This is a genomic window from Paenibacillus dendritiformis, from assembly GCF_945605565.1.
GTDB lineage: Bacteria > Bacillota > Bacilli > Paenibacillales > Paenibacillaceae > Paenibacillus_B > Paenibacillus_B dendritiformis_A.
Genome location: NZ_OX216966.1, coordinates 5,115,833 through 5,142,047, shown reverse-complemented (window position 1 = coordinate 5,142,047; position 26,215 = coordinate 5,115,833). Strand labels below are relative to the sequence as shown.

Annotated in this window: 14 protein-coding genes and 4 pseudogenes; 14 read left to right on the top strand and 4 right to left on the bottom strand. The window is 50.4% G+C overall.

Features of this window, described 5'->3' with window-relative positions:
* The first annotated feature begins 10 nt into the window (after nucleotides 1-10).
* From NNL35_RS30455 to NNL35_RS22930, 5 genes are all read left to right on the top strand, one after another.
* Nucleotides 11-1,648: a PAAR-like protein gene (locus NNL35_RS30455; protein WP_006678076.1), complete on the top strand. Its 1,638-nt coding sequence runs from the start codon at nucleotides 11-13 to the stop codon at nucleotides 1,646-1,648.
* A 15-nt stretch (nucleotides 1,649-1,663) separates the two neighbouring features.
* Nucleotides 1,664-4,219, top strand: a complete 2,556-nt coding sequence (locus tag NNL35_RS22945) for a phage baseplate assembly protein V (RefSeq protein WP_006678077.1) — start codon at nucleotides 1,664-1,666, stop codon at nucleotides 4,217-4,219.
* A 15-nt stretch (nucleotides 4,220-4,234) separates the two neighbouring features.
* On the top strand, nucleotides 4,235-4,837 hold the full coding sequence (locus NNL35_RS22940; protein WP_006678078.1) for a pentapeptide repeat-containing protein: 603 nt from the start codon (nucleotides 4,235-4,237) through the stop codon (nucleotides 4,835-4,837).
* Between the two features lie 393 nt (nucleotides 4,838-5,230).
* Nucleotides 5,231-5,947: a kasugamycin N-acetyltransferase AAC(2')-IIb gene (aac(2')-IIb, locus tag NNL35_RS22935; RefSeq protein ID WP_006678079.1), complete on the top strand. Its 717-nt coding sequence runs from the start codon at nucleotides 5,231-5,233 to the stop codon at nucleotides 5,945-5,947.
* Between the two features lie 141 nt (nucleotides 5,948-6,088).
* Nucleotides 6,089-6,733, top strand: a complete 645-nt coding sequence (locus tag NNL35_RS22930) for a GTP pyrophosphokinase (protein WP_006678080.1) — start codon at nucleotides 6,089-6,091, stop codon at nucleotides 6,731-6,733.
* Between the two features lie 349 nt (nucleotides 6,734-7,082).
* Here the strand turns inward: NNL35_RS22930 and NNL35_RS22925 are convergent, their stop codons facing one another.
* Nucleotides 7,083-7,808: a putative immunity/bacteriocin fusion bifunctional protein gene (locus NNL35_RS22925; protein WP_006678081.1), complete on the bottom strand. Its 726-nt coding sequence runs from the start codon at nucleotides 7,806-7,808 to the stop codon at nucleotides 7,083-7,085.
* Nucleotides 7,809-7,870: 62 nt separating this feature from the next.
* Here NNL35_RS22925 and NNL35_RS22920 point away from each other — a divergent pair.
* A pseudogene (locus NNL35_RS22920) lies at nucleotides 7,871-8,429 on the top strand (transposase); the annotation flags it as partial.
* Nucleotides 8,430-9,542: 1,113 nt separating this feature from the next.
* A pseudogene (locus NNL35_RS30745) lies at nucleotides 9,543-10,533 on the top strand (transposase).
* Between the two features lie 1,267 nt (nucleotides 10,534-11,800).
* Here the strand turns inward: NNL35_RS30745 and NNL35_RS30740 are convergent.
* On the bottom strand, nucleotides 11,801-11,890 hold the full coding sequence (locus tag NNL35_RS30740; protein ID WP_138985653.1) for a hypothetical protein: 90 nt from the start codon (nucleotides 11,888-11,890) through the stop codon (nucleotides 11,801-11,803).
* A gap of 185 nt (nucleotides 11,891-12,075) precedes the next feature.
* Between NNL35_RS30740 and NNL35_RS30735 the strand changes: the two are divergent.
* From NNL35_RS30735 to NNL35_RS30830, 3 genes and pseudogenes are all read left to right on the top strand, one after another.
* Nucleotides 12,076-13,011 (top strand): annotated as a pseudogene (locus tag NNL35_RS30735) (hypothetical protein).
* 100 nt (nucleotides 13,012-13,111) lie between these two features.
* Nucleotides 13,112-14,707 (top strand): S-layer homology domain-containing protein, encoded by a 1,596-nt coding sequence (locus NNL35_RS22905; protein ID WP_006678085.1) that lies wholly within the window; start codon nucleotides 13,112-13,114, stop codon nucleotides 14,705-14,707.
* A 1,086-nt stretch (nucleotides 14,708-15,793) separates the two neighbouring features.
* A pseudogene (locus NNL35_RS30830) lies at nucleotides 15,794-16,138 on the top strand (transposase).
* A 138-nt stretch (nucleotides 16,139-16,276) separates the two neighbouring features.
* Here the strand turns inward: NNL35_RS30830 and NNL35_RS22895 are convergent.
* The gene (locus NNL35_RS22895) at nucleotides 16,277-18,004 is read right to left on the bottom strand and encodes a methyl-accepting chemotaxis protein (protein ID WP_006674935.1); all 1,728 of its coding nucleotides are present in this window, start codon (nucleotides 18,002-18,004) and stop codon (nucleotides 16,277-16,279) included.
* A 390-nt stretch (nucleotides 18,005-18,394) separates the two neighbouring features.
* On the opposite strand from NNL35_RS22895, the gene NNL35_RS22890 reads away from it, so the two are divergent.
* Nucleotides 18,395-18,841 (top strand): MarR family winged helix-turn-helix transcriptional regulator, encoded by a 447-nt coding sequence (locus NNL35_RS22890; protein ID WP_006674934.1) that lies wholly within the window; start codon nucleotides 18,395-18,397, stop codon nucleotides 18,839-18,841.
* A gap of 131 nt (nucleotides 18,842-18,972) precedes the next feature.
* The gene (locus NNL35_RS22885) at nucleotides 18,973-19,839 is read left to right on the top strand and encodes a YitT family protein (RefSeq protein WP_006674933.1); all 867 of its coding nucleotides are present in this window, start codon (nucleotides 18,973-18,975) and stop codon (nucleotides 19,837-19,839) included.
* Between the two features lie 64 nt (nucleotides 19,840-19,903).
* On the opposite strand, the gene NNL35_RS22880 is transcribed toward NNL35_RS22885, so the two are convergent.
* Nucleotides 19,904-20,416 carry a helix-turn-helix domain-containing protein gene (locus NNL35_RS22880; protein WP_006674932.1) on the bottom strand — a complete coding sequence of 171 codons (513 nt, stop codon included), beginning with the start codon at nucleotides 20,414-20,416 and terminating at the stop codon, nucleotides 19,904-19,906.
* A gap of 422 nt (nucleotides 20,417-20,838) precedes the next feature.
* Here NNL35_RS22880 and NNL35_RS22875 point away from each other — a divergent pair, with 422 nt between their 5' ends.
* Together NNL35_RS22875 and NNL35_RS22870 are read left to right on the top strand one after the other, a co-directional pair.
* Nucleotides 20,839-21,045 carry a hypothetical protein gene (locus NNL35_RS22875; protein WP_006674931.1) on the top strand — a complete coding sequence of 69 codons (207 nt, stop codon included), beginning with the start codon at nucleotides 20,839-20,841 and terminating at the stop codon, nucleotides 21,043-21,045.
* Nucleotides 21,046-21,236: 191 nt separating this feature from the next.
* Nucleotides 21,237-26,183: a DUF3320 domain-containing protein gene (locus NNL35_RS22870; RefSeq protein ID WP_006674930.1), complete on the top strand. Its 4,947-nt coding sequence runs from the start codon at nucleotides 21,237-21,239 to the stop codon at nucleotides 26,181-26,183.
* Nucleotides 26,184-26,215: the final 32 nt, after the last annotated feature.

Sequence of the window (26,215 nt, the reverse complement as noted above, 5' to 3'; positions counted from 1 at the left end):
GAAATTTCCTATGGTTACGGATAGAGAGTATAAAGAATTATCGTCCTTTGCCTACGATGATTTAGTAGAAGAAAATATTGAAGAACTTCCTGAATCAAATAGCAAATGGAAAGTCCTCAAAGTAAGCAGTCTGGGGGAAGCTGTATATGGTCAGGGTTTTGATGCAACTGCATTTGGGAGGGTAGATGACAGCTATAACTTTACTGGCGAAGCAGTCGTTGCTTTTCGGGGAACCTATAGCGCTATTGATGTGGTTCAAGATGTAGATATGTTTTTTACAGGCCCACTATCCATTCAACATATACGTGCGAAGTCGTTTGTCCATAGTCTACTCTCCAATAAAGAGATAAAGAATCTGACCTTTACTGGACATTCTCTAGGAGGAGCATTAGCCCAGTATGCTTCATCTGAATATCAAAAAGAAGCGGTCACATTTAATGCTCCGCATCTTCCGTGGAATACGGTGATTGATGGAAGTAAGACACGGAATTATGTTATCTACGGCGATATGGTAGGTCATGATTTACCTGGAAACGACTTGGGCAAGACGGTAAGAATGCCGCAACAATTTACTCCTGATCTGAATATCGGACTTAAAGAAAAACCTTTTATGGACAAGCATAAAATGGAGAACTTTGATTGGTATTTCGATAAACATGGGATGTTTGTAAATGTTGACAAGCATATGACAATTCAAGTTCCTTACGGCAATAATGAATTGAGAGCATTTCCAAGAGGGAGCACCTTGATCGGTGGAACAGGAACGGATCGTCTATATGGGGACGTTGGAAATGATATTTTAATTGGCGGGCCAGGAACCAGCTACCTGTATGGAGGAGAGGGGAGTGACACTTACAAGTATATACGAACTAGCGGAATATTGATACTCCCACAAGGAGAACGTGTCCGGGGAGCAGGAGTGCTTAAGATTCATGATTATGATCTGAAGGATATCTCATTCAAAGTATATAAAGCGGGCAGCAGTCTGTGTCTGGAGATATATTTTGATGGAAAAAAATCGAAAATGATAAGAGTAGAAGATATAAGCGGGAGAAACGGAAAGAAAATTCAACTAATCACCATCGAAAACTCTAAAAAACTATATTCGATCAATGTCCGAACGTTGCTTGAATATTTCTCGGCGCATGGTAAAGATAGGAAGAAGCTGTCAAAGGATAAGGTGATGCCGATATCACAACTTCCTAAAGATGTACTGTTTGAAATAAGAGATTTGCCGGTCAAAGAGAAGAAGAAAGAGGTGAAAGTCTCTTCCGCAAGCGGAGAGAAGCTGAGTTATGTGGTAGCGGGCGCGACCATTCAATGCAGCTGCGGCAACCTGCCGCGCAAATTGAAGGCCTCTTACTCCCATGGAGTATACATTAAAGATAAGGCGAAGTTAAACGTGATGGATTACAGGCCAAATGAAAACATCGCGCCTTTTGGCATGTGTTCCAGTCCGGGCAATCCTCAAGTTATCAAAGAAGGAAGACCTGTTCCATGTAAGCCAATCGTGACGACGCCCTGGATTTATGGGAAAGAGGATGTGCTGGTCGAGAATTACCCGGCCTTATTACATATTTCACAGAACTCATGCTTGCATAAAGGTCTTATCAGTTTTGTCGATAATGGCCAAGTCGAAAAAAGGTGACGAGGAGGGGGAAATGTGAAGACGAAAGAAAGTCTGGCCGGGTATGCTGACCTTAAAGTCGTGTCACCATATGATATTCGCTCTATAACAGACATACATATTAATAATAGAATCAATGAACATGCCAGTCTTACTTTAACTGGAATTATGGCGCCAGAAGAAAAAGATCATTGTATCTCAACTTCTACAGATCGAGATTACATACAGGTCAAGCAAAAGATCGATGGGGATCAGGAGAGGATTCTTTTTCAAGGGATGATTACCAACCTCACTATCCGATCTATCCAGGATATCTATTTTATTTATATTGAAGCGTTGTCATATACATCGGAATTGGATATTAAAAGAGAATTCAGATCTTTCCAAAACGAGGATATGTCGTATTCAGAACTTGTCGAGTCGATTATAGCCAAATATCCGAAAGCAAATTTCATCAGTGATGTTTCTGATTCCACCAGGTTAGGAGCTTTTACTCTCCAATACAATGAAACAGATTGGCAATTTCTAAAAAGGATGGCTTCTCATCTTGGTGCAGGTCTTATTCCTGATTCGAGTGCGGATTCTCCAAAATTCTGGTTAGGTCTGCCTGATGGAAAAAAGACGGTTCCGATTGAATGTAGAAATTATAACGTAAAAAAGAATCTATCTGCTTATTACGAAGCTTCGGAAAGCGACGATAGTTGGGATCTAAGCGACAATGAATTTATAAGTTGTGAAATGGAATCTCCCCAATATTTTCATATCGGAGACAGAGTAATATTTGAAAATAGAGAGAGAATCATATTTCAATCTTCGGTAAGTATGAAAGATGGGATCTTGATTTATAAGTATTTGATTGCTCCGGAACATGGACTGCGCCAGAGAAAAGTTATAAATCCATCTATTGCCGGTATCTCCCTGACCGGATCAGTTGTTGATGTATCCGCAAGTGATGTAAAGATCCATCTTGACATTGACAAGCCGCAGGAACGGGACACAACGACATGCTGGTTCCCCTACTCTTCTGTCTATTCCGCAGAGGGTCATACTGGTTGGTACTGCATGCCCGAAATAGGGGATGATGTGCAGCTGTACTTCCCTAGTGGTCATGAGGAACAGGCATTTGTCAAGAGTTCAATCCGTAAGGAAGAGTATGACTCAACCAATTTGCCTGATCCAACGGTTAAATATTTTCGGACCGCTTATGGCAAGGAAATGGTACTCGATAACAAGGCATTAACCCTGTCTACCAATAAAGAGAGCAATTTTATCACATTGCATGAACAGCATGGAGTAAAGATTCATAGTCACAGCACGATTACATTAGTGTCAAATGAGGATATTCAGTTAACGACAAAGAACAAGATAACGGCTAATGCACAAGAAGCAATTTATTTGATGTGTGGCAGTAACAGTATCATTCTGGATGGCGAAGCAGATACGTTAGCCTCGTCCGTTCATGTGGATGGAACCGTGAAGGCCCCTGTCGTCGTGGATGATGACGAGGCTGACAGGGCATATCAGCAAATGGTAAATCAATATAAAAAAGAAAAAGAAACAAAATCATCAAATTGGTTACTGGATTCTGTGCAGCTGGGGTTAAATATTTTAGGGTTAATCCCTGTGATCGGGAGTCCGGCCAGTCTTATCAATGGAGCCATGTCTATGGCAAGGAGCAGCTACGCAGACGGAGCTCTATGCTGTGCAGCCGCGCTTCCGTTGGCAGGTCCGATGATCAAGGGCGTCCAGTTAGCCAAAAAAGCAACATCTATTATTCCAAAAGCAGCTAAGGCTGCCAAAGGCACAAACTATGGACTGCATGCGCTACATGTTCAAGCTGCAGAACAATACGCTCAAGAAGGCGACTGGATTAATGCAGCAAGATGCGCAGTGGGTACCATTGGTTTGAACATGGCGTTGACAGGCTCACGGCAGGCAGTCCAAAATGCATATGATAATCTGGGTGAATACCTGAATGGACAAATAAACAATTTAAAAAAAAGCATGGATCATGCCCGTCTTGCACCACAATTGGCAACTAGCCACGGCAGCCATGTACCGGGTCATGACGATCCTCTCCCACAAGCCAACAAGCAATTGCAAATGTCATCAAGAATGAAAGCATGGGAACAGACTTATCCATCTGGAAGAGCCGTTCGAACCGAAGGCGTAAAATATACAGGGGGAAGAACTCAGAAAGAGCTAGATGAATTGGCCGGTGCTCCGTTCCATGGAGGGAGAATTAGAGAGCAAGGGATGAAGGAACGAGACATTGGATTGGATGTAGAAAGACAAGGGAAGCTCGGGGAAATTATTCGCGATCCGCAGGCCAATGGCGGAGCGGAATTCATTGACATAACAACGGGTATAAAGTGGAACGTAAAAAGTTTTGAATCTTATCCGAATGGCCATACATCTCCCCACAAAGGAGCTTTTACCGTTCGTAATGGAATGAAGGCAATCAATAAAGAGCTAAACAAGTCTCACAATGTAATCCTAGATACCCGTAATATGACTCCTGACCATGCGGATCAGTTCAAGAAGGCTATACAAGAAGCTGGAATGTGGGACAGAATGATTTGGTATCCGTAGAGAGGGGAAGACAGAGTGCACCCTAATGAAATTATCAACCAACTAAAGGCGCATCAACTATCGATTGATACGCTCGGAAAACGGGGCAATAAATTGCGAGCCGATGAAATCGATTTTCGTGAGGTTGATCTGTCAAAGTTTTCTCTAGATCAAGCCTATGTGACGGATTGTATATTTGACGGTATGGATCTAAAGAATAAAGATATGTCATCGTCCATTGTCTGCTCTTCAACATTTATTTCAGCTAATGTGCAATATGCGGATTTTTATAAAGCGAACTTATCGTATGCGAATCTTACCAATGTGAATGCTCAAAACGCAAGATTTGCGAAAAGTGATTGCATTGAAACGGTGTTTTATAAAGCAGATTTAAGAAATACAACACTAGTTGGAGCCTTGTTTGATGTAGCAGATTTCCGTGAAGCAGATTTTCAAAATGCAGATGTAAGTCTATCAACCTTCGAAGGGGTTCTATTTCAAGGAGCCCAGCTAAGCGGTATTAAAGGTCTGAACGAGGCCTTTATACAAAGTATTAATATTGGTACTCCCGAAAATCCATTACTTCTTTATGAACAGGATGCCAAAGAGTGGCTTTTACGCCAGAGTTCTAATGAATGATAAAGATAATACGATTATTTTAAACCCCAGGTCAATTATGGACTCATGGTCTTTAATTGACCTGTTTTTACCTTGAGCATGTCGAGGAGCTCGATTCGAAACGGCTGCGCGATTGATTGGGATGAATTAATCAAAAGTAGTGGTTGAAATGGGGTATCCCTCGATGTCGGTGTGAGTGATGCTTTCCGAATCACTGTGTGAACGGGTATACCGTCACTTTTCGTTAGGGGAGCTGCTGGGGGAAGCGATCAGACTTCGGGGGTCCGCTTGTTTTTTATGGCTTTGTCGTTCGGAGAGCAAGAATTGCTATGTAATGTTTGGATCATTTTGATATGATTGAAGCGGATCACAGTACGAAACTCGTTCATTGTAACGGATCGGAGGGATGGAAGCTTGAATGATCAGGCAAAAATCAAGCCTGCCCCCCAGGAGTTGATGGAATTGCATGCTGAGGCGATGTTTACGCATGACCGGAACATGCGGCTTCTCACGATCAACGAGCCCTGGCCCGGCGAGCCCCCTGCGCCTCGATTTTTCCTGGGACGGACGATTGACGGTTCGGCTCTCTGCCGGTGTCGGCATGATGTCCCGGAGAAGCTTGTCGCGCAGCTGAAGGAATTATGCGCCGACGAGCCGCACATCCGGGATGTCCAGACGAAGCCGCGACATATGGAGGCTTATATGAGCCTCCTTCACAGTGAACGCTTCACGATGGGGCCTTGTTATCTGGTTCCTGACGCCGCGCCGGCAATGGAGGTCGTCCGCATCACGCGAGAAAATAGCACCGAATTGCTGCACGGCAGTTTCGAATGGCTGACCACGGAAATAAATTACGCACAGCCCTGCATTGCGCTCGTGCGCGACAACAGGGCCGTCTCGATCTGCCGCAGCGTTCGCATTGCACCCGGAGCTCATGAAGCGGGGCTGGAGACCTTGGATACCTATCGTGGAAGGGGTTATGCCGGCGCCGTGGTTGCCGGCTGGGCACGGGCCGTGCGGAAGATGGACGCGTTCCCGTTATACAGCACGTTGGAAGAGAATCTGTCATCCCAACGCGTGGCACAAAAATTAGCTTTGTCCTTCTATGGAGTCAATTTCACCATCCTTTGACCTCATACACTTCAACCGCCTTCCAGGGCGGTTTTTTCTTTCGCAAGGTTCCGGCTGAGCGAGCTTTTTGAGCTATTTGAAAATTGAATCCGTGTAGCGTAAGCTGAATGACATAGGGTTAACAGCAATGGAGGAACCAGCATGAACATGATGATTGGACGATTTGAAATACTGGAAGCACTGCAGAAGCATTGGGGCGGGTTTTTCCGCCAGTATCAAATGGCGCTGAATGAGCTGAAAAGCGATTTCCAGATTATTGATTTGGAATGGAAGACGAGGCACGGATATTCTCCCATCGAGCATATCAAAGGGAGAATTAAAGATCCGCTGTCTCTGATCAAAAAGATGGAACGCAAAAACATCCCGTTCAACCAGCAGATCGTGCAGGAGCAGATTCGGGATATCGCCGGCCTTCGCATCGTGACGACGTTCATCGATGACGTCTACATGATGAAGGAGCATATTGAACAACGGGAGGACATTCGCGTTATTCAGATCAAAGACTATATCCAACACCCGAAGCCAAGCGGGTACATGAGCTTGCATTTGGTCGTTCAGACACAGGTGATTTTGTCGGAAGGCGTATTGTGGATTCCGGCGGAGATTCAGCTGCGGACGTCATCCATGGATTTCTGGGCGGCGACGGAGCATAAGCTCAATTACAAATACCAAGGGGGAGAAATCCCCGACGAAGCGAAAGAACAGTTGAAGGCACTGGCGCAATCATCCTTCCAGATGGATCGGCAGATGTCGCTGCTGCGCAATCAATTACTTACTTCTTCATAATTCAACTTTCGCAGAACAGAAATTGCCTTGAAAGCTTATCGTCGTAGGACTTCTACGAGATTAATTTACTTCTTGAAAAAGAGAAAAACACCGCTTCGTTTGATAAAGTGAGAGTGTCAAACAATCACTACCAGACAGAAGAGGTGTCTTTCATCATGATGGCAAAGCAACCTATCCACCATCACCGTACATAAGAAATCGCCGCCCATCTTCCGTCATTGGAAGTGAGCGGCGACAGCTTAACGGACCGAATTGCTCCCTTTCGTCCAAGACTCACTATTGGTGGCTTGGCTAAAGTCTTTCCATGCACGGTTTCCACTAGGATAGTAATCAAAATTGATCTAAAATCTTAAAAGCATGCTATTGCAAAAGCAGCGCCACAAATAATATCACAAGTTACACCTGCAGCTGGATTAACAAGTCCCCAAACCGTACAGTAAACTCCGCATGCAACTAAGCCAGTCATACTACACGCGAATTTTTGTCCAAACAAAGACCAATCTTTTTCAAAAGGAACTATTTTTCCTTCTTCAGCAGTAGCCTTTGAGTGATTATCAACAACTAAAATTTGAAATACTTTTTGATCTTTGTCTATTAGAGCCATACCTAATTCAAGAACATTATTTTTTTCCAAATCAATCCATGACGACTGCGTAATTAGGTTGTTAGATGAATCTTTAAAAACAGTGTATTTAGAAACAACTTCAGGGTATAAAACGCCATTCATTTCAACATTCTGAAATTTAATATAAACATCACTGGATGGAATTTGCTCATAATCAACAAATGAATACTCTTTTAGTGATTGCTGATAGTTATTAAGATAAGTATCGATTATAGAATTGACCCTTTCTTTGTCGTCTTTAGATACATTGTCAATTATCTCAACACCGTCAGCTTCTAATATTGCTCTAGCCTCATCTGGTGTAATATCTTCTTTCTTATTGGAACAACCGCAAGATTGAGATGAATTTTCATATGCGTTTGCTTTTACACCTGTAAAAGCGGACAACATAACAAATGCAATAAAAGTAACTAAAACAAAGAAATTCATTTTTTTTAATGATTGTGACATAGTATCATCCTTCCATAATTTAATTGTTTGTTGTTAACACTTCATGTTGAGTATGGCGATCATCCTTGTTCATTCACATGTTTCAAAAAGGCGTAACGATGACAAAGATTGCTGACCTCATCGAAAAATGGTAATCATTATACTCTACAGATGGTATCGAATATGACCAGGGCACGATCATCGAGCAAGTCGAAGCCTTTGCGAAACGAACGCTAGCTAAGCGTTATGTTTCCGTCTAAACATTGACGTGACATATATTGCGGTTAAGAGTGAAACGGTCTCCAAAGAGGCTGTGTATATTGCAGTTGGCATTCGTAAAGATGGCTCTAAAGAAGTATTAACGTATACCATTTTGTCCAACCGAATCGGCTTACGTATGACAGGAGCTGTTGCTGGACGTGAAAGAGAGTGGTGCAGAAGAAGTTTTGTTGTTTATATCCGATGGATCAAAGGGTGATGTGGCAGCAATTAAGTAAAGGTGAAATAATTAATCAAGCTGCGTACATGTGGCACGTAACATTGCTCATGAAGTACGTGTAACTGATCGAGTTAAGTATTTTCGAAGACTTTAAATCGTTGTACTATGCAGAAGACGAGCAATCCGGTAGACCAGCTTTTGAGGCCCTAACTCTATCTTCTACAAGAGAGGATATTTTCATTTACACAAAATTCTTGATGCTACCTTCGTAAGTGTTGGATATATTAGTATTTCTATATATTAGATTCGAACAGATTCTCACCTCCCTCTAGAATGGAGACTTGTGGAAATATTTGTATACCCATAATTTATTATAATATACATATATTATTAGTCAATAGTATATTATGAGATTTTATTGTTCTTCTGTGATAATGTCACCATGGGGTAGAAAATAATTACATAGAAGAATTTCAATAGCACGTAAACAATTAAGGCCGAATAAAGCTGTCCATATACTGCGTTTTCCGTTGTACCAAATAAAGTGGGCAAATTCAGATGCTGCTTAATCCCCGAAAGAAAAGCTCGATCTGCCAGCATTTTTTATAGATCTCTGCGACCTATTCTGAAGAGATCGTTCTTAAATCCGTAACTACCCGAATTTCATGGCCATAACATAACGACTCTATGCCGCTCTTGAGAACGATATTGGGGGGCCAAGTAAACAAGTGATATCTTTCGTCACAGAAAAGCCCCTTCTATTTTCTGGCGGCGCAAAGAATGAGAAGACACGATTTGAACATTTTCTTTCAATCGAAAAACAAAGGATTGACCTTGCGTCTTATCGTTTGATTTTTCCGTACGCGCGATCTTGAACGAGAATATAGGCCGAATCCGCAAGTTTTTCGCCAACGGGTCCGTCATGGCGGATGGCAATGGTCTCTACCACGTACTGTGGCTGGCTACAAGCAGGGTCGAAGGCAACATGAAGCTTCACCTCTGCTCGTTCTCCATGGAATGGAGCTCAAGGCAAACGAGTCTTGCCGACCGTAATGGTTGTTGAATCAATAAGCAATAATTCTTTAGGAAGCTTCAATTAACGTCAAGTCTGCCGATTGCACTTTTGAAGTACAAGATGAAATAACCTTTTGAATAACTCGATATGAACAGTCTTAGCTCTCTTCGAAAAAGTTGAACCTAAATTTCGAAAGCGACTCTCTCTGAAAAATGAAAAGATGCTCAAATCTTTGGTAGAATGGTGTTTATCATCAACATCACCCACAAAGAAAGGAGCACCTTCACATCTATGATCAAAAATCAAGACCGAATTTTCACTTCAACATGCAACGAGCATGGACGGCAGAAAAATCTTTATGGACTCTCTCGAAAAAATCAAACTAACTAATGTGTTGAGAATTTATCCTACTCCAAGGCCGGAAATTCCCTGTATCCTGTGTACCGTATCCTACTATATCTCATCATCGGCTGGATTCTCGGCTGCGAACGGCCCTTTCATTTTCGCAGGCTGCGGCAGGACTCGCTTGTCAAAAGCTTTCTAGGTGGACGTTGTCCGCACCATTCCCTGCTTTACAAGGAATTGATCCGCCTTAGCAAGACATGTCCGACCAATCATCAGAAGTTACGAAAGATCAACCATTAGATCATTTTGCCCTATTTGCCGTCGACCCTCATCCTTGATTTGGATTCCACGGTAGAAACGGTATAGCTGAAATGGACGAAATGTTTGGATGCCGAAGTAGCAGCATGCCGTTACTGGAAACGATTCGTGGATGAGGATGGTCATCGAAGGCATTATGCTATGGTACAAAGTAACCTCATGGAAGAAGTCCCGTCGTGTTGCCATTGTCCGTAAAGTTCAGGTGCTTCAAAATGATCAAGCTTGCCTGCTACTCGATACGGATTAGCAATATGAAGCGATCGTTACCAACCTAGATTGGGAGCCGATTGATCTTTGGCGGTTTTACAACCAACGGTGCTTATGGAAAACTACATCAAGGAAGTCAAGTGTAGATTTTCCATCGACCGGATTGCGACAAGCGATTTTAAAGGCAACGAAATCGACCTTTTGATTAAACTTCTCACGTATAACCTATACGGACGTTTCAAACGGGATTGCTGCGAACCGATTCATCAAGGGTATACGATTGCCCGATTTCGATTGGATTTCTTTCACTGAGCTGCAACCATAATCCGGCACAGCCGACAGATCAGCTAAAGCTATCGAAAGACTTCGCGAACCGGTATGCCTGGAAGCGAATCGAGACAAGAGTAGCCCTATTGGAATGAATCGGTTCCACAAAATAATATGGAAATCCGCAAGCCCTCGTTGGGGTAGGGGAAAGTATGCCTCACTTACATCAAAAGCACCTGATTCAAAGGAAGTACAACCTCAATATTACAGTTGTCCCATTTTAGTCTGAATAAAGGCTATCTGTAAACATGGTGAATAGTCGGCATGGGTTAGTCCGGAGGTAACAGTACGATCAGCCCCGTCTCGAAAAACATCCCATTGTTCAAAAGCCGCTTGTGTCCAGTATTGTAGCAAGGTATAGACAGAGAACTTGCGGGCTGTCTCGTTATATCCTACCAGTTTCGTTAATTGCACAACTTCTTCTTTCGAGAGTACGGATTGAAGCCTTTCCGATTGAACACGAAGTTGACAGTTGAAGGTAAGGGAGACGCTAACCGGAGAAGTTTTATTGTGGTACTAAGATCAGGCAGTGGATTTGAAAGCGACAGAAAAATCCGAACGCAAGACAACAAAAAAAGCGAGTTCTACGTCGCCACGCAAACCTGTCCAGAATCATCCGTGGAAATCCACGTATTATACGACTAAATCCAGGCGTACTACAAAAAGCAGTTCGTTCTAAGGTGTAATGTATTCACAACATAATAGCTATGCAGAGGTTACCTGTAAATGCTGATCTCTGATCACACAAGTGACATTTTCACAGACGATTGACATAGTATATTATAAATTTTAAGGAATGAACCATTCTTTTTATGATAAAATGTAGCGAGGTGTTGCAAATTGAGAAAGATTGATAATCTTTTACACTTTTGTATTACTGGTGTTGTGCTATGTGGAGGGCTATTTTTATTTAGGTATATAATTAATAAGGAAATCAGTCTATTAGAACTAGTTTTGGCCTGCATTTTCTTTTTTAGCATAATATTTATTATCTTTTGGAAAGCAAAAAAGAAATAAACCTGAATTTTTTTTACGGCGCTATTTCAATGGAATCTACTCCTACCGGAATTTCAGCACTCGGATCGATCGGAGCGCCGATTAGCATCATATACTCGCCCATAGCTCCATTCTCATAGTCGCTGTAGCAGCCATATATCGTTCCAGGCTATTGAGGGAAGCGTGCAAGTATAATCTGCTTTAACCAGAATTGACCCCTACAATGCACCAATTCCACTATGCCGCTCATTTCACATGCATTCGTTGTTCGCGTCGCAATTCCGACCAGCTTTATGGCATCCAACTCTACAATCTTGGTCGACCGGGGATCATCTGCATCTTCGCCACGAGCGGAGCTCTAACGCTTCAAGTTCGGCAGAAATGCCACATCATGTTGCGAGTAGCTTCTTCCTCGATCCCATCCTCTACCATGAATGGAACACAGATGTCGATCATTTCTTCAAGGGTTATATCGGGATTGATGATCGCACCATGCTCTTAGCAATGAATGCAAAACTCCTGCACTGGGACTGTTGTTTTTGTGTGTTCCGAACTGCTTCTGTCGTCCAGCGGCACGCTTCAGCTGTTGGCATATGAGTTGACGGTGTCTTTCATCATGATAGCAAAGCAACCTAAATCACCTGCTAAAAGAGTTAAAGCCCGCATTTCAAGAATTGAAGGTCGATTTGGCTTCAGTTGCGCTCTGTTAATCGGCTCCTGTTTCACCATAAGAACTGGTTTCGTATGCTCGAGAGCAACAAAGCCGAGTCTTTTCCCGGAAAGGACGCCGTTTATCGTTTTCTTAATTATGCTGGCTTTGCGTGGCGTCGCTTTCTGAGCACTCTCAGCATCACCACGTTGAATAAAGTAAATGCACTCACCTCCACGGACCGGGTTTCCGCCTTCATCATTGACGATTTATGTTCGAGCGTAACCGAAGTAACGTCGTGGAAATGCTTGCCCGATTCAAGGATCATGCGACAGGAGCCTTCTACAAAGGTTTTCGTTTGCTGACAATCGGCTGGTCGGATGGACACAACTTCTTGCCGCTCGATTTCGCATTGCTCAGTTCACGTAACGGACAAATCAACGGAATGAACGAGAAAATCGACAAGCGTACAATTAGGAATGAATGGTTGGCGCTTCTAACAACATATCTTACACTCACCGTGGAAGAAGTGATCCGTATTTACGCGGTCCACTGGGACATCGAGGTCTTCTTCAAATTCACCACATCACTACTTCGCTTGCAAAAAGAGTTTCAAGGACGTTCTTAGATTTGCTCATTAGTCATACACCTATTGTGTTCTCACGTTACATCCTGCTCCCATGGCAGCACCGGCAAAGCAAGCACAGACGCTCGCTCGTTTGGTGGCTTATTTTATTTGTTGTGTGATGAAGTGGGGACTTTAGATTGGGAAGTCGCCTTGCAACAACTGCTCGATCTAATCAACGAAGTTGCCACGAAAGTAGGTAAAAAGCCTTCGACTCTGATTCAGCGTCAATTCCAGCAATGGATTTTGGCTTTGCCCAACTACATCAAGGTTTGTTTCCCAATTTTAGGCTGCGAAAGTTGAGTTCATAATACCAATATTTAAGCATCTACGGATTTTCTCTTTTTTGCTAGGATGAGGATGAGCGTAATCTATCATCTCTAGTGAAGGAAGGATATCCGAATTGAGCTTTCGACGCAAATTCGTTATTTTGGCGGCTGCAGCCGCCATGTTCATTACAGGAAGCTTGGCATGGGGAGAATCGAAGAGCGCCCCGCTGCCCTTCGATGACATCGAGGGCCTCTATGGCCAGGACGATATTGTCGCCCTCTATAACAAAGGCATTGTGAACGGCTTCGGCAACCGGACCTATGAGCCGGAGAAACCGGTGACGCGGTCCGAGTTCATCTCGATGGTGAATCGTCTGCTCAAGGTACAGCCCGTGGCCAGCGATATTCCCGCATTCGATGACGTGCCGCGCAAGGCATGGTACTACGGTGCGGTGCAAGCGGGAACGCTGCTCCAGCTGGTGGATGGAACGGGAGAGCGTTCCTTTGAGCCCAAGCGGCCGGTAACCCGTCAAGAAGCGGCAGCTATCATCATGCGGGCGTTCAAGCAACCGAAGGAGCCGGCTGCCGGCTGGCTGTCTTACGAGGACGCGTCCCTCATCGCGGAATGGGCGGTTCCGTATGTCAGCATGATGCAGCAGCAGAATCTGATGAACGGAGATGGAGGCAAGTTCCGCCCGAACGATCCAATGACCCGCCAAGAAACGGCTGTCGTATTGCATCGCGCCCTTCAGCAGCCGGATTGGTCGAACGCGTTGGACGCGGCTGCGCCGCAGCGCATCGAGATGGGATGGCAGCATGAGTTGACGACGCAGCAATACATAGCGCAAGTTGCTTCTTCGCCTGTCAATACATTGACGCCAAGATGGTATTTTCTTGATTCATCCCAGACGGTCTCTGATCATACCGACATGACGCTCATCCATTGGGCGAAGCAGAATGGCAAGCAGGTATGGGCAATGGTGGGCAATCGGTTCGATGCGGATCTGACGCATCAAGTGCTCACTGATCCGGCACGGAAGAACGCCGTCATATCGAAGCTAACGGGCTATGTGAAGCAGTATGGGCTCGATGGCTTGAATCTCGATTTTGAAAATGTGTATCCGAAGGACCGGGAAGCGCTCACCGCCTTCGTCACCGAGCTGACTGGCGAGCTGCATCGGCTGCAGGCCGTGCTGTCAGTCGACGTGTCTCCGGATCTGGGGACGGACTGGACCGAAGCCTTCGATTATGCCGCCTTGGGAGAGGCGGCGGATTACATCGTGCTGATGGGATATGACGAGCATTGGGGGGGCGCTCCGACGGCCGGTTCCGTATCGTCGCTGCCGTGGGTGCAGCGTGCGTTGGATAAGCTGCTGCTGTCGGTTCCTTCCGACAAGGTTATTGCGGCGCTTCCCTTCTATACGAGAGAGTGGATCGTGCAGGGGGAGAAGCTATCATCCCGCGATTTGACCTTAATCGAACAAGGGGAGCTGCTTCGCTCACGCAAGACAAGATGGGACAGCAGTACGGCTCAGTATGTGGCGGATTTCACGACAAGCGGCGTTCGGCATCTGGTCTGGGCGGAGGACAGCCGTTCCCTCGCCGCGAAATATGCGATGGCGGCGAACCGTGATATCGCCGGCTTCGCCTACTGGTATGCGGGGGCCGAGACCGATGATATTTGGATTGCGCTGGAGAACCAGTGGAGATATGCTTCGTTCCGGTTCTAGCGCGGCAGGGGAGCATATGCCCCGCACAACAATGGGGCTGTCCCATAAGTCTCATAGGTAGTGCAAATTGACCGGGGTCGGCGGTTGGGGTCGACGGGTCAACAGCGAATGCGGAGGCGGGATAAACGGCGGCGGGCAAAGCGGCAAATGGTGGAGGGGGCAGCGAAATCCTGCGTCAATGCAGCAATTTGCGATATTTAAGCCGCTATTTGATGAAATTCCTGCAATAGTCAGGCTGTTTAGAAAGTCCAGAGGATTTTTGGGCACTTCATCAGGACTTGTCTCTCGGTAGAAAAATTTTATCTGATCGAGTGCCTGAAAACTGCACAATGAAATGTCTATCCGATAGGCGAAGTCCTCAAAACTGCACGGTTTCTCAAGACACGTTGATTCAGTAGGCAAAATCCTGCACAAATACAGCAATTCTGTAGGGACGACTTCACCAGAATGGGAATCCTGTAAAACTGCAGCAATTTCACCCGTTTCTCTTCAACTTAGCTCAAAAGGGCCTAAAATGATGTAGCTGTGCAGCAATTCCTCGAAATGTGGACTCATTGAGCCGAAATTCCTGTAAAATAGCAGCAATTCCCTCCACACGTTAAAACCCCAGGAGATTATGATGTCTACAGAAGGCGATGACGCTCTGAATGCCAAGTTTCGATTAGGTAATCACCCCTCCGAAAAAAACAGGGGTTTTCCAACAGCCTGAATAGTACATTATTTTCATCGATTTTTGTCTTTTATCTATTCAATAGTCTGAAATTGATGCCGTTTTGCAGGATACCCTGTAACGGAGTACACGTCATAAAGGAAAGCTGCATATTTGCAGTTTTTCGGCAAGTCGAGCGTTGAGAATCAGGAAGGCTGTCTCACTGTAGCTATTTACTACTTTGGGGACACCCCCTTCGTTATTAGGTCATCCAGAGTTTTCTGGTTGGCCTTGTTTTTTGGTCGTTTTATGATGGCGGTAGCCGGGAGAAGTTGGAACCCTTGTGGGAATGACCGGCAAATCAATGACCATAAGGAGGACGAATGAAGCCTGTTGTTGGAATCGATCGATGTGGCCAAAGGTAAGTCAGGTGTGCCGTGTTTCTTAAACGAAATCGACTTGTCGGAGGAGCGGAAACCGTTATTCATACTCCAAAAGGGTTTGTTGCGATGGCGGGGCTAGATCCAAGTGTTTTGAGTTCTGGAAAGTTCACAGCTAGCGAAAATAAAATGACAAAGCGTGGTTCCAAGAGGCTGAGAAGAACTGCCTATTAAGGGGTCGCGTGCGGATTACGAAAAGCTAAGACATACGTCTTAGAGCGTATTATGACAAGAAAAAAAGCGAGGGAAAGCCCCATGAAGTAGCCGTGATCGCCTTGCGCGAACAAGTTATTGCATCACATCTACGCCATGTTAGAAAAAAGGCAATCCTTCACTTTCTAGACAAGTTTATACCATAAACCTCCAATACCTGGAGGTTTATTTGGCATGCTAAATACAGTATACAAGAGATCTCTCTTATTCTAAAGTGCCTATTGACAAGGTATTAGCTGATTTTCTTTCAACGGATACGGGAAGCTTTTATAATTTGAACTGCTTGACGATAGCCTGCAATTCCTCGGAGAGCACCCTCAACTGCTCCGTGGAAGCGGAAATCGTTTGAACGGAAGCAAGCTGTGTTTCGGATGCCGACACGACCGTTTGCACCGTCTGGGATGCTTCTGCTGCGATCGAGGCCATTTCCTCAACGGAAGCCGAGATTTCTTCCGTCCCCGCCGACATTTCTTCGGTAGAAGCGGACGTTTCCTGCATTTCGAAGGTGACTTTTTGGACCGTGTCCAAAATGGTCTCGAACGTCTGACCCGCCTTGTCCACGATTTCCATACCGGATAAGACGTCCTTCTGCACAAGCTCCATTGATTTTGTCGTCTGCTGCATGCTGCCCTGAATTTCTTCGATTAAGCTTGCGATTTGCTTCGCGGAATCCTCTGACTGTTCCGCTAATTTGCGCACCTCCATCGCGACCACGGTGAATCCTCTGCCGCTTTCTCCCGCCCTGGCCGCTTCGATGGACGCGTTCAAGGCAAGCAGATTGGTCTGGCTGGCGATGTTGGTGATAACATCAATGATCTTCCCGATTTGCTCGGAGGATTCATTCAGATGCCCAATGGCGGCCCCCGTCATCTTTACCGAATCATGAATGGCCTTCATTTGGCTGACCGCCTCATTCAAAATCGCGTTGCCCTGCTCCGCCTGTTCGGATGAGTAACTGGACAATTCCGTTACGCTGGTTGCTCTGTCCACAATCACCTCGATGCCTTTGGCCATCTCCTCGAGCGCGATTGCGTTTTCCTTGGACGCCGCCTGCTGGTTTTTGGAACCGGCAGCGACTTGCTCCATGGAAGCTGCGATTTGTTCGGTGGCGGCGGCGGTCTCTTTGGCGTTATCGGCGACGAGACTCGAGCTTTCGTACAGAACCTGGGCCTGCTTGTTTACCGTTCTCATAATCGCGGACAGGCCGTCTATCATTTGATTGAAATCTTGCATGACCTTTCCGACTTCGTCCTTCGAATCATATGTACCCCGGACCGTAAGATCGCCTTGCTGCGCTTTATTCATCAACAGCTGCATCTCCTTGAGCGGATTGACAATGGCTTTAATGATGAACAGTCCGATCGCGATGCTTATTAGCAGGGACAGTCCGCCAATCAGCAAGCTGTTCGTTGTGGCGTTTTTTCCCAATGCCGTCGCCGTATCCGCTTCCTGCTGCGCCAGGTTCTGATTCCATTCAACCAGTTCCGTGAGCAGGTTTTGAAGCTCCGCACGTGTCCCTCTCGCCTGATTATTATAGTAATCGTAGGCTTCTGCATTTTTATTTTGCACGGCCAGACCAACCACATCGTTGAGCTGCTGCTGATAGGACGGCAATAACTTGCCGTACTTGTCGAATAACGTTTTTTCTTCTTCATGAATGAGGATAGCAGCATAGTTTTCGAGTAATCGTTTGTTATCCTTTTGAAAACGTTCAATGGCTTCTTTCAGACGTTTATTGCCCTCCGCATCATTATTGGCCATGAGCTCGAAGATAGCGGAATCCGTTGAGCGATTATTCACCTGAATTTGTTTCAGCCAGATTATGGATGTAAGATTGTGGTTAAAAATAACCTCGGTGCTTTGATTGATTTCACGAATGGAACTATAGGACATGAGCGTGCTGATCCCTAATAACAACAAGCCAATCCCAACCAAAATATAAATTTTAATTGCCGTTTTTACATGCCGGAACCGAAATTGAAATTTCGTATTCATGTTGAACTCCGCCCTTTTCCACCCAAATTGGATTTGATGCTTGTTTTGTGACTATAAACCTATGTTATGGTCCTGTTTGTGAGTTTCATCCTCCCTGTCTTTGGAAAATGGTTGTTTTTAAAATGGTTAAACCTCATTTATTTGCAAGGGATCATGCCAGAGCAAATGAGGTTACCATATTTATCGACAAAATTCGATATATCATTAGATATCACTCTAAAAATATGTCGTTTTATGTAAAATAATTGAAGTGAAATCCCTTAATTAGGAAAATAGACCTACTTGACTCTTCCTTTTTTTTGCTTATATAATAATTAAATCATTTAATTAATTGACTGTTTAATTAATGAATCTTTTAATAATCTCGATGCCGCAGGAAGGAGTGGAACGATGGAGCGCATGTCATTGTGGGTGGATCGCTATGAACAGGCGATGACGGTATTGGCACGCACGCTATGGCATGACATGACGAACGTGAAGGAGTTGGGGCTGACGATTGGGCAGTACTCGCTGCTCAACGTCATTGAGCGGCGGGGACCGGGCAAGGTGTCCATGCTTGCCGAACAATTAGGCGTGACTTCAAGCGCGGTTACCGTAATGATCGATCGGCTGCTCGACAGCGGGCTGGTCGACCGCTACCCTGATAAGTCCGATCGGCGGGTTGTGCTCGTCTCGATTACCGAAGCCGGCCTCCATCTGCTGCGGCAGGCGCAGGACAGATCGAGGCTGACGCTGACTGCCTACTTGTCCTTGCTGGAAGAGGACGAACTGAAGCAGCTGGTCCGTCTAAGCGAGAAGCTGGCGGCAAAAGCGCTCGTGTTTAAAGGCGGGCAATAAAGGGCGGCTGCCGATTCCGCATGAATGGCAACGAGACCGGCCTATTGGCATTGCGCGTATACCCATCCTGGAATGGCCATTCTCCGGTTGGGGATGATATACCGATTACTTCTATAGTTTGGAGGAGATTTATGGCTCGCACTCATAAGAAAACAAAACTGCTGGACCTTATCAAACGAGTTGTATTTATTACGATAGGCGCTGTCTTGATGGGCGTAGCCCTGGAATTGTTCCTGGTGCCGAACAGCATTATCGACGGGGGAATAGCGGGGATATCGATTATTTTATCCAAGACAACTTCACTGAAGCTCGGGTTGTTCCTGTTCCTGCTCAACGTGCCGTTTCTGATGCTTGGGTATAAGCAGATCGGCAAGACATTCGCCTTTTCCACCCTGTACGGCATCGCCGTCATGTCGCTGACGACCGCATTTCTTCATGATGTGAATGCATTCACGAACGAGAAGCTGCTCGCCGTTATGTTCGGCGGCATTATGCTCGGAGCGGGCGTCGGTCTCGTCATCCGCTTCGGCGGCTCGCTGGATGGAACGGAGATTGTCTCGATCCTGGTATCCAAAAAAATCAACGTTCCCGTCGGCCAGTTAATCATGATCATTAACGTGTTTATTTTCATCGTCGCCGGCTTCGTGTTCGGATGGGATTCGGCCATGTACTCCATCTTCACGTACTATATTGCCTTCAAGATGATCGATATCGTCGTCGAAGGCCTGAACGAATCCAAGTCGGCTACGATCATATCGTCGGAGTATGAGGAAATATCGCAGGCCATTATTGACCGGCTTGGCCGCAATACGACGTTCATCTACGCCAAAGGCGGTTATATGCGCGAGGATACGCAAATGATCTATTGCGTGCTGACGCGTCTGGAAGTGGCGAAGCTGAAGGCGATTGTGCAGGATATCGATCCGAAGGCTTTCATCGCCATAGAGACCGTATCGGATGTGCTGGGCGGCAATTTCAGCAAAGCGAATATTCATTAAAAAAAACGGCCCTTCCCGGCTTGAGCGGGAGGGCCGTTGCTGCATTCGGGCAAGCGGGCGCATGTCAGCGATCCTCTTCCCTCGGCGCATCGGAAGCGGGGCGCTGGCCGGGGAACAGCACCTCCAGCATGGCAAGAGCGCGCTCCCGATCCTCCCGGCTCAACGGCTGTCCGTAATAATGGACAGGAACGCTGCCGTTCAACACCTCGGTCAATTCGTAGAACGGCTTTTTCTCCTTCACGCCGCGGGGCGCAAGCCTGTTCCCGCCGGCGCGGTAATTCCAGCCAGCGCCGTCCGCCTGCGCAGCAGGATGCTCCCCGTTCTCGTAGCCGGGATCCGAAGGGCCTTCCTCCACATCCATATACCCGGCGGCGCTCATAAGCCACTCGTACGGAACGGAATAGACATGAGCCAGCTTCTTCAGCGTGTCGGGCGTCGGCTTGCGCTCCTTGCCCGTGCGCGGGTCGCGTCCTTTTTCCAGACTGCTCAAATACGTATGGCTGACTCCGGATTCACGTTCAATCTCCCGCAATGATCGCTTGCCCCGGAGCTCCTTCAATATCTTTCCGATGTTCATCAGTCTGACCTCCTTTCCCGTATTTTTTTTCGCGATTCAAGACTTGCAAACAGCATACCATTGAGGTATAGTATTGGCAAGCGGCGCTATCCCTGGATACCATGCGTGTGGAGAAAAGTCCCTTACACTCTCTGTCACCGGATAAATGCTTCTGTATCGGCCGAGACCGGCACGACGCAGAGGCTTGGAGGCAGGGCATTGCAGGGATAAGTAGGGATAGAAGTGTTAGAAGGGACAGAAGGGATGGAAGGGCCGCGCCCGGAAAGGTTGTGTTCCCGCGGAGAGAGGAGGGATGGCGTGAACAGCGCGGCGGAGAACCATTTGTTGAATGCTATTCATGAATAGCGAATGTGGCACATACAGCTTGAGGTAGAACGCAGAAGCGGAGAGCGTACTATGGATGAAGAAGGTGGGGAAGAGAGATGAATATTCATCACTTGGTGCACTGCAGCCAGCTCAAGACGGGACTGCTGGAGATTGCCTGCCTGCTGGACGACGACGAGCAGTACACGCGGCCGATGGCCGTCCGGGATCTGAAGAAGCTAATTGAGCAGGCCGTGCTGCTGGAGAGTGCATGTCAGGGAGAACGGTGCCCGGTATGCCACCGTATGCATGAATGCGGGCATTGAAGCAAGCCTGAACGGTACGGGGCCGATCGAGCAAGCGGAGCCGGACAGCCTGCGGGTTGCCTGACGCGGCGCGGCGGCGGATTTCGCCATGGCAAGAGGGAATGGCGGCCGCTTCGTCGAAATACCGATCAGTGCGGCGGATACGGACTTCGCCGCGAAGTCATACTCAGGTACGGAGGCTGTATTGCGACATGACAACACCGATGCAGACGAAGCTGGAACATGCCCGTCAGGAGCTACTTGATCTGGGAATGCGCAATCCGCTGTTGAACTACCGGCTGTGGAAGGCGCGCGGATTGGAGATAAGCGGAGAGAACCCGGCGGAAGTATTGCGGGTTCTCGTCCAGGAGAAGAAGCGGGTGCGATTCGCGGCGGCCCGCCCGGAGACGGGCCGCCCGGTTGCGGGGGAGGGGGCGGCTCTCCGCGAGGCGGGGCCATCCGGCGCCGATTGCGGATCGGCAGCGGATGCGCCTGCCTCAGTGAGCCTCCCGACCGTGGCCGTTACCGGCAAGCTGCGCACCCTCTATCCGGAAGCGGAGCTGCACAGCCGCTTGCTGAATACGTTTTATGCCGCACGCACCTACGTCGAGGAGCAGGGCGTCAATGTGCTGTATGCGGCGCTGGGAATGCTTCACTGGTATGAAGCCGGGAACCGCAAGGAGATGCGCAAGGCGCCGCTCCTTCTTGTTCCCGTGCAGTTGGAGCGGCTTCATGCCGGCGAACCGTTCGCCATGACCTATACGGATGCGGAACTAGGCTTCAATCTGTCGCTTGCCGCGAAGCTCAAGAATGATTACGGACTGGCGCTGCTGCAGCCGGAGGATGAGGACTGCCCGGATGTGGACGCTTATTATGCGGCGGTGGAAGCGGCGATCGCCGATCAGGAGGGCTGGACCGTCGACCGGAATGCCGTCGTCATTGGCCTGTTCTCCTTCGGCAAATTCCTGATGTATCACGATCTCGACCTGTCCCGCTGGCCGGAGCATGCGGATCCGTCCCGCCACCCCGTATTGAACGCGCTGTTGGGGGAAGGATTCCGCGAGCCTCCGTCCGGGCTGGAGGAGGAGGGTGATATCGACGCTTCCTTCCATCCGGTCGATAATTACTTGATTATGGATGCGGATAGCTCCCAATGGAGCGCCATCCATGATGCGATACAGGGGGGCCATCTCGTCATCCAGGGCCCTCCGGGAACCGGGAAATCGCAGACGATTGCGAATCTTATCGCGGAGTCCGTCGGGGCGGGCCACAAGGTGCTGTTCGTTGCCGAGAAGCTCGCGGCGCTTGACGTCGTGAAGCGGCGGCTCGACGCGGCCGGCCTTGGAGCCGCGTGTCTGGAGCTGCACAGTCACAAGACGAGCAAGAGGTCGCTGCTGGACGAGCTGGCCCGCACCTGGGAAGCCGGCAGACCGGGCGCCCCCGACGAGGGCGGCATCCGCCTCGTCTCGGAGCTCCGCGACCGGCTGAACGCATACTGCCGCGCCGTCAACACGCCGGTCGGCGCCTCGGGCGTCACCCCGTACGCCGCAGCGGGCGAACTGCTCCGCTTCCGGAGCGGGAGCCGTCCGGGCGAATTCCCGGAGGTTCGCCCCGCAGGCATTGCCGACTGGACGGATGCGGAATCCGTCCGCCGCGAGGCCGCGCTGGACGAGCTCCAGGCATGGCTTGTCCGGCGCGGGTTGCCGTCGGCGCACCCGTTCTGGGGCTGCCGCACGGCCGCCTTCCTGCCGGCGGACGCCGACAGCCTGGCCCGGGAGCTCCGCCAGGCCGCGCAGGCCGTCCAAGCGGCGGCCGACACCGTACGCCTGCATGCCGCCGCGGCAGGCTATCCGGAGCCGGACGGCCTCCCGGGCGCACGCGCCTTCGGGGAGGCGTGCCGCCGCATCGCGGAAGCGCCACCGCTGGAAGGGATCGAGGTGCGGTCGCACCGCTGGCTGCAGAAGAAGGAGAGTCTGCTGCGGCTCGCAGAGAGCGGACTGGCCTATGTCCGGCTGCGCGCGGAATTCGATGCCGTCGTGCTTCCCGAAGCGTGGAGCCGGGACGTCCTGGCCGATCGGGAAGCTGTCGCGGCGTACGGGGACAAGTGGTGGCGCTTCTTGTCCAGCGCTTACCGCCGGGCGCGGCGGCGCACGCTCGGGATGTGCCGCTCTCCGAAGGAGGATGTCGTCCCGCCGCTTGCCGTGCTCGACGCGATCTTGCAGGCGAAGCGGTTGAAGGCCGTCATTGACGGCCAGGCCGAGCTGGCGCAAGCCTTGTTCCCGTCCTGGTGGCACGGAACCGATTCCGATTGGGACAGACTAGGGCAGGCGATTCCGTGGATCATCGCCTTCCATGAGGATCGAGCCAAGGGCCTCCTGCCGGAAGCGGCGCTCGATCTGCTGCCTGGGGGCATGGAGGAGGCGGGCGCCGCCCGGTTGGAGCAGGCCGCTCGCGAGACAGAGGCCTCCACGGCGGAAGCGGACGAGGCCATCGAGCGTCTGTCCGTGTGCCTCGGCTTCGATGCCTCGCTGCGCTTCGGAGCGGAAGGGAGCTTGTCCGCCCAGCCGTTCGCTGCCCTGATGGCGCTGTTCGCGAGCTGGACCGGCCGCGAAGCGGAGGCGCAGGATATGGCGTCGTACACTCGCCTGGCATCGGCTTGCCGGGACATTGGCCTCGCTGAATTCGTCGAATTGGCTTCGGCGTGGACGGAAGCGCCCGAGCGGTTGGCCGACTGTTACCGCTGGAACCGGTACGAGGCGATCCTGTCCCGGGCCTTCCGGGAGCGGCCGGCCCTCGCCCAATTCGACGGCGCGCTCCACGAGGATGCGGTTCGCAAGTTCGGGCAATGGGACCGCTACGTAACGCTTGTGAACCGCTATCGCCTCGCCGATCTGCACTGGCGGAGCTTGCCGCACCATGAAGCCGGCGGACAGCTGGGGGTCCTGCTGCGGGAGTTCGAGAAGAAGACGCGCCACCTGCCGGTTCGCCAGCTGTTCGCCCGGGCCGGGCGGGCGATCCAGGCGATGAAGCCCGTCTTCATGATGGGCCCGCTCTCCGTCGCGGCCTACCTGGAGCCCGGCGCCATCGAATTCGACCTTGTGATCTTCGACGAGGCCAGCCAGGTCAAGCCGGTCGATGCGCTGGGCGCCATCATCCGGGCGAAGCAGGCCGTCGTGGTCGGAGACAGCAAGCAGCTCCCGCCGACCCGCTTCTTCGACACGATGGAGGAGCCCGAGGCGGACGAGGACGACGGATTCGTCGCGGAAGCGGAGAGCGTGCTAAGTCTGTTCGTCGGCCAGCAGGCGCCGCAGCGGATGCTGCGCTGGCATTACCGCAGCCGGCACGAATCGCTGATCGCGGTGTCGAACCGCGAATTTTACGGCGATCGGCTCGTCGTCTTCCCGAGCCCGGATGCGGACAAGCGCGGTTCCGGGCTGATCTGGCGGCATGTGCCGGAGTCCGTCTACGATCGCGGGCGCAGCCGGACGAACCGGAAGGAAGCCGCCGCCGTGGCGGCTGCCGTGCTGGAGCATGCGCGGCGTCATCCCCACTTGACGCTAGGGGTGGCCGCCTTCAGCATGGCCCAGATGCGGGCGATCGCGGATGAGGTCGAGCGCCGGCGGCAGGCGCATCCGGACGGCGAACCGTTCTTCGCCGCCCACCCGCATGAGCCGTTCTTCGTCAAGAACCTGGAAAATGTGCAGGGGGACGAGCGCGATGTCATTTTCATCAGCATCGGATACGGCCGGCAGGCCGACGGATCGCTGGCGATGGACTTCGGGCCGCTGAACCGCGAAGGCGGGGAGCGCAGGCTGAACGTGCTGATCAGCCGGGCCCGCCTCCGCTGCGAGGTGTTCACGAACCTGAGGGCGGAAGATATCGATCTGAGCCGCACCCAAGCCCGCGGGGTCCAGGCGCTCCGCACATTCCTCCATTATGCGGAGACCGGCGGCTTCGACGGCCGGCCCGCCGCGGATGCCGGACCGGCACCGGGCGCTGCGCTGCTGGAGGAACTGGTGCGCGACCGGCTTCTCGCCGCCGGCTATGCCGTCGATCGGCAGGTCGGCACTGCCGGATCGCGCATCGATCTGGCAGTGCGGGCGCCGGATGCGGAAGCGGGCTCACGATATGTGCTCGGAATTGAGTTCGACGGGCCTTCCTACGCCCGGGCGCGCTCTGCCCGGGATCGGGACCGCTTGCGGCGTCAGGTCCTCGAAGGGTTGGGCTGGCGAATTCACCGCGTCTGGAGCATGGAATGGTTCCGTCATCCGGAGCGGGAGTGGAAGCGGCTGCTGGACGCGGTCCAGCAGGCCGTGAACGATTCCCGCCATGCGCCGGGAGACGAATCCGGAACGGGCCGGGGGACGGGAGAGCCGGCCTCCGGGTTCGCTGCGGCGGCGGATAGCGGCAGCGCGGAGGACCCGAATCCGGCTGCCGGAGGCTCGCCCTCCGCTGCCCGGCCAACGGCCGACACGGCGGCAACGGTCCTGCTTGCACCGGACCTGCCTGCATCGGGCCTACCGGCACCGGCCTGGGTGCCGCCGCCTCCCGCGGGCATGAAGCTGCTCGAGCCCGACTCGGAACCGGATGGCTCCGGCGACATGCGCGAGCAGAGGGCTGTGCCTTACACGGTAACCGTGCTTCATGCGGATCGGGGCGGCAAGCCGTTCCATGCGCTGCCTGTCGAGACCGTCGCGGACTGGCTGCTTCGCGTCATTGAGGCGGAGAGTCCGATTCCGGAGGAGGAAGCGGTGAAGCGGGTCTACGAGGCGGCCGGCATGAAGCGGATGGGCAGCCGGATGCAGGAATCGTTCGCGCAGGCGCTGGAGGAGCTGGAGCGGCAAGGGCATATCCGGCGCCGGGGCGTCTTCCTGTGGTCGGCGGCGATGACGGCGCCTCCGGTTCGCAGCCGCGCGCAGCAGCCCGGGATGAGGCGGCTGGAGGCGATCGCGCCGGAGGAGCGGCAGGAAGCGATTCGGCTGGCGATCCGCCAAGCCTACGGGCTGGACAAGGAGCTCGTTCCTGCCGCGGCGCTGCAGCTGCTAGGCTGGTCGCGGACGACTGACGAGCTGAAACGCGCCATACAGGAACAGGTAGAGGACATGATCCGCGCAGGGGAGATCGCGGAGCGGGGGACCGAGCTCGTCCTGCCCGGATGAACCGGCGCAGGAGGGCTCAGCCCCATGGCGGA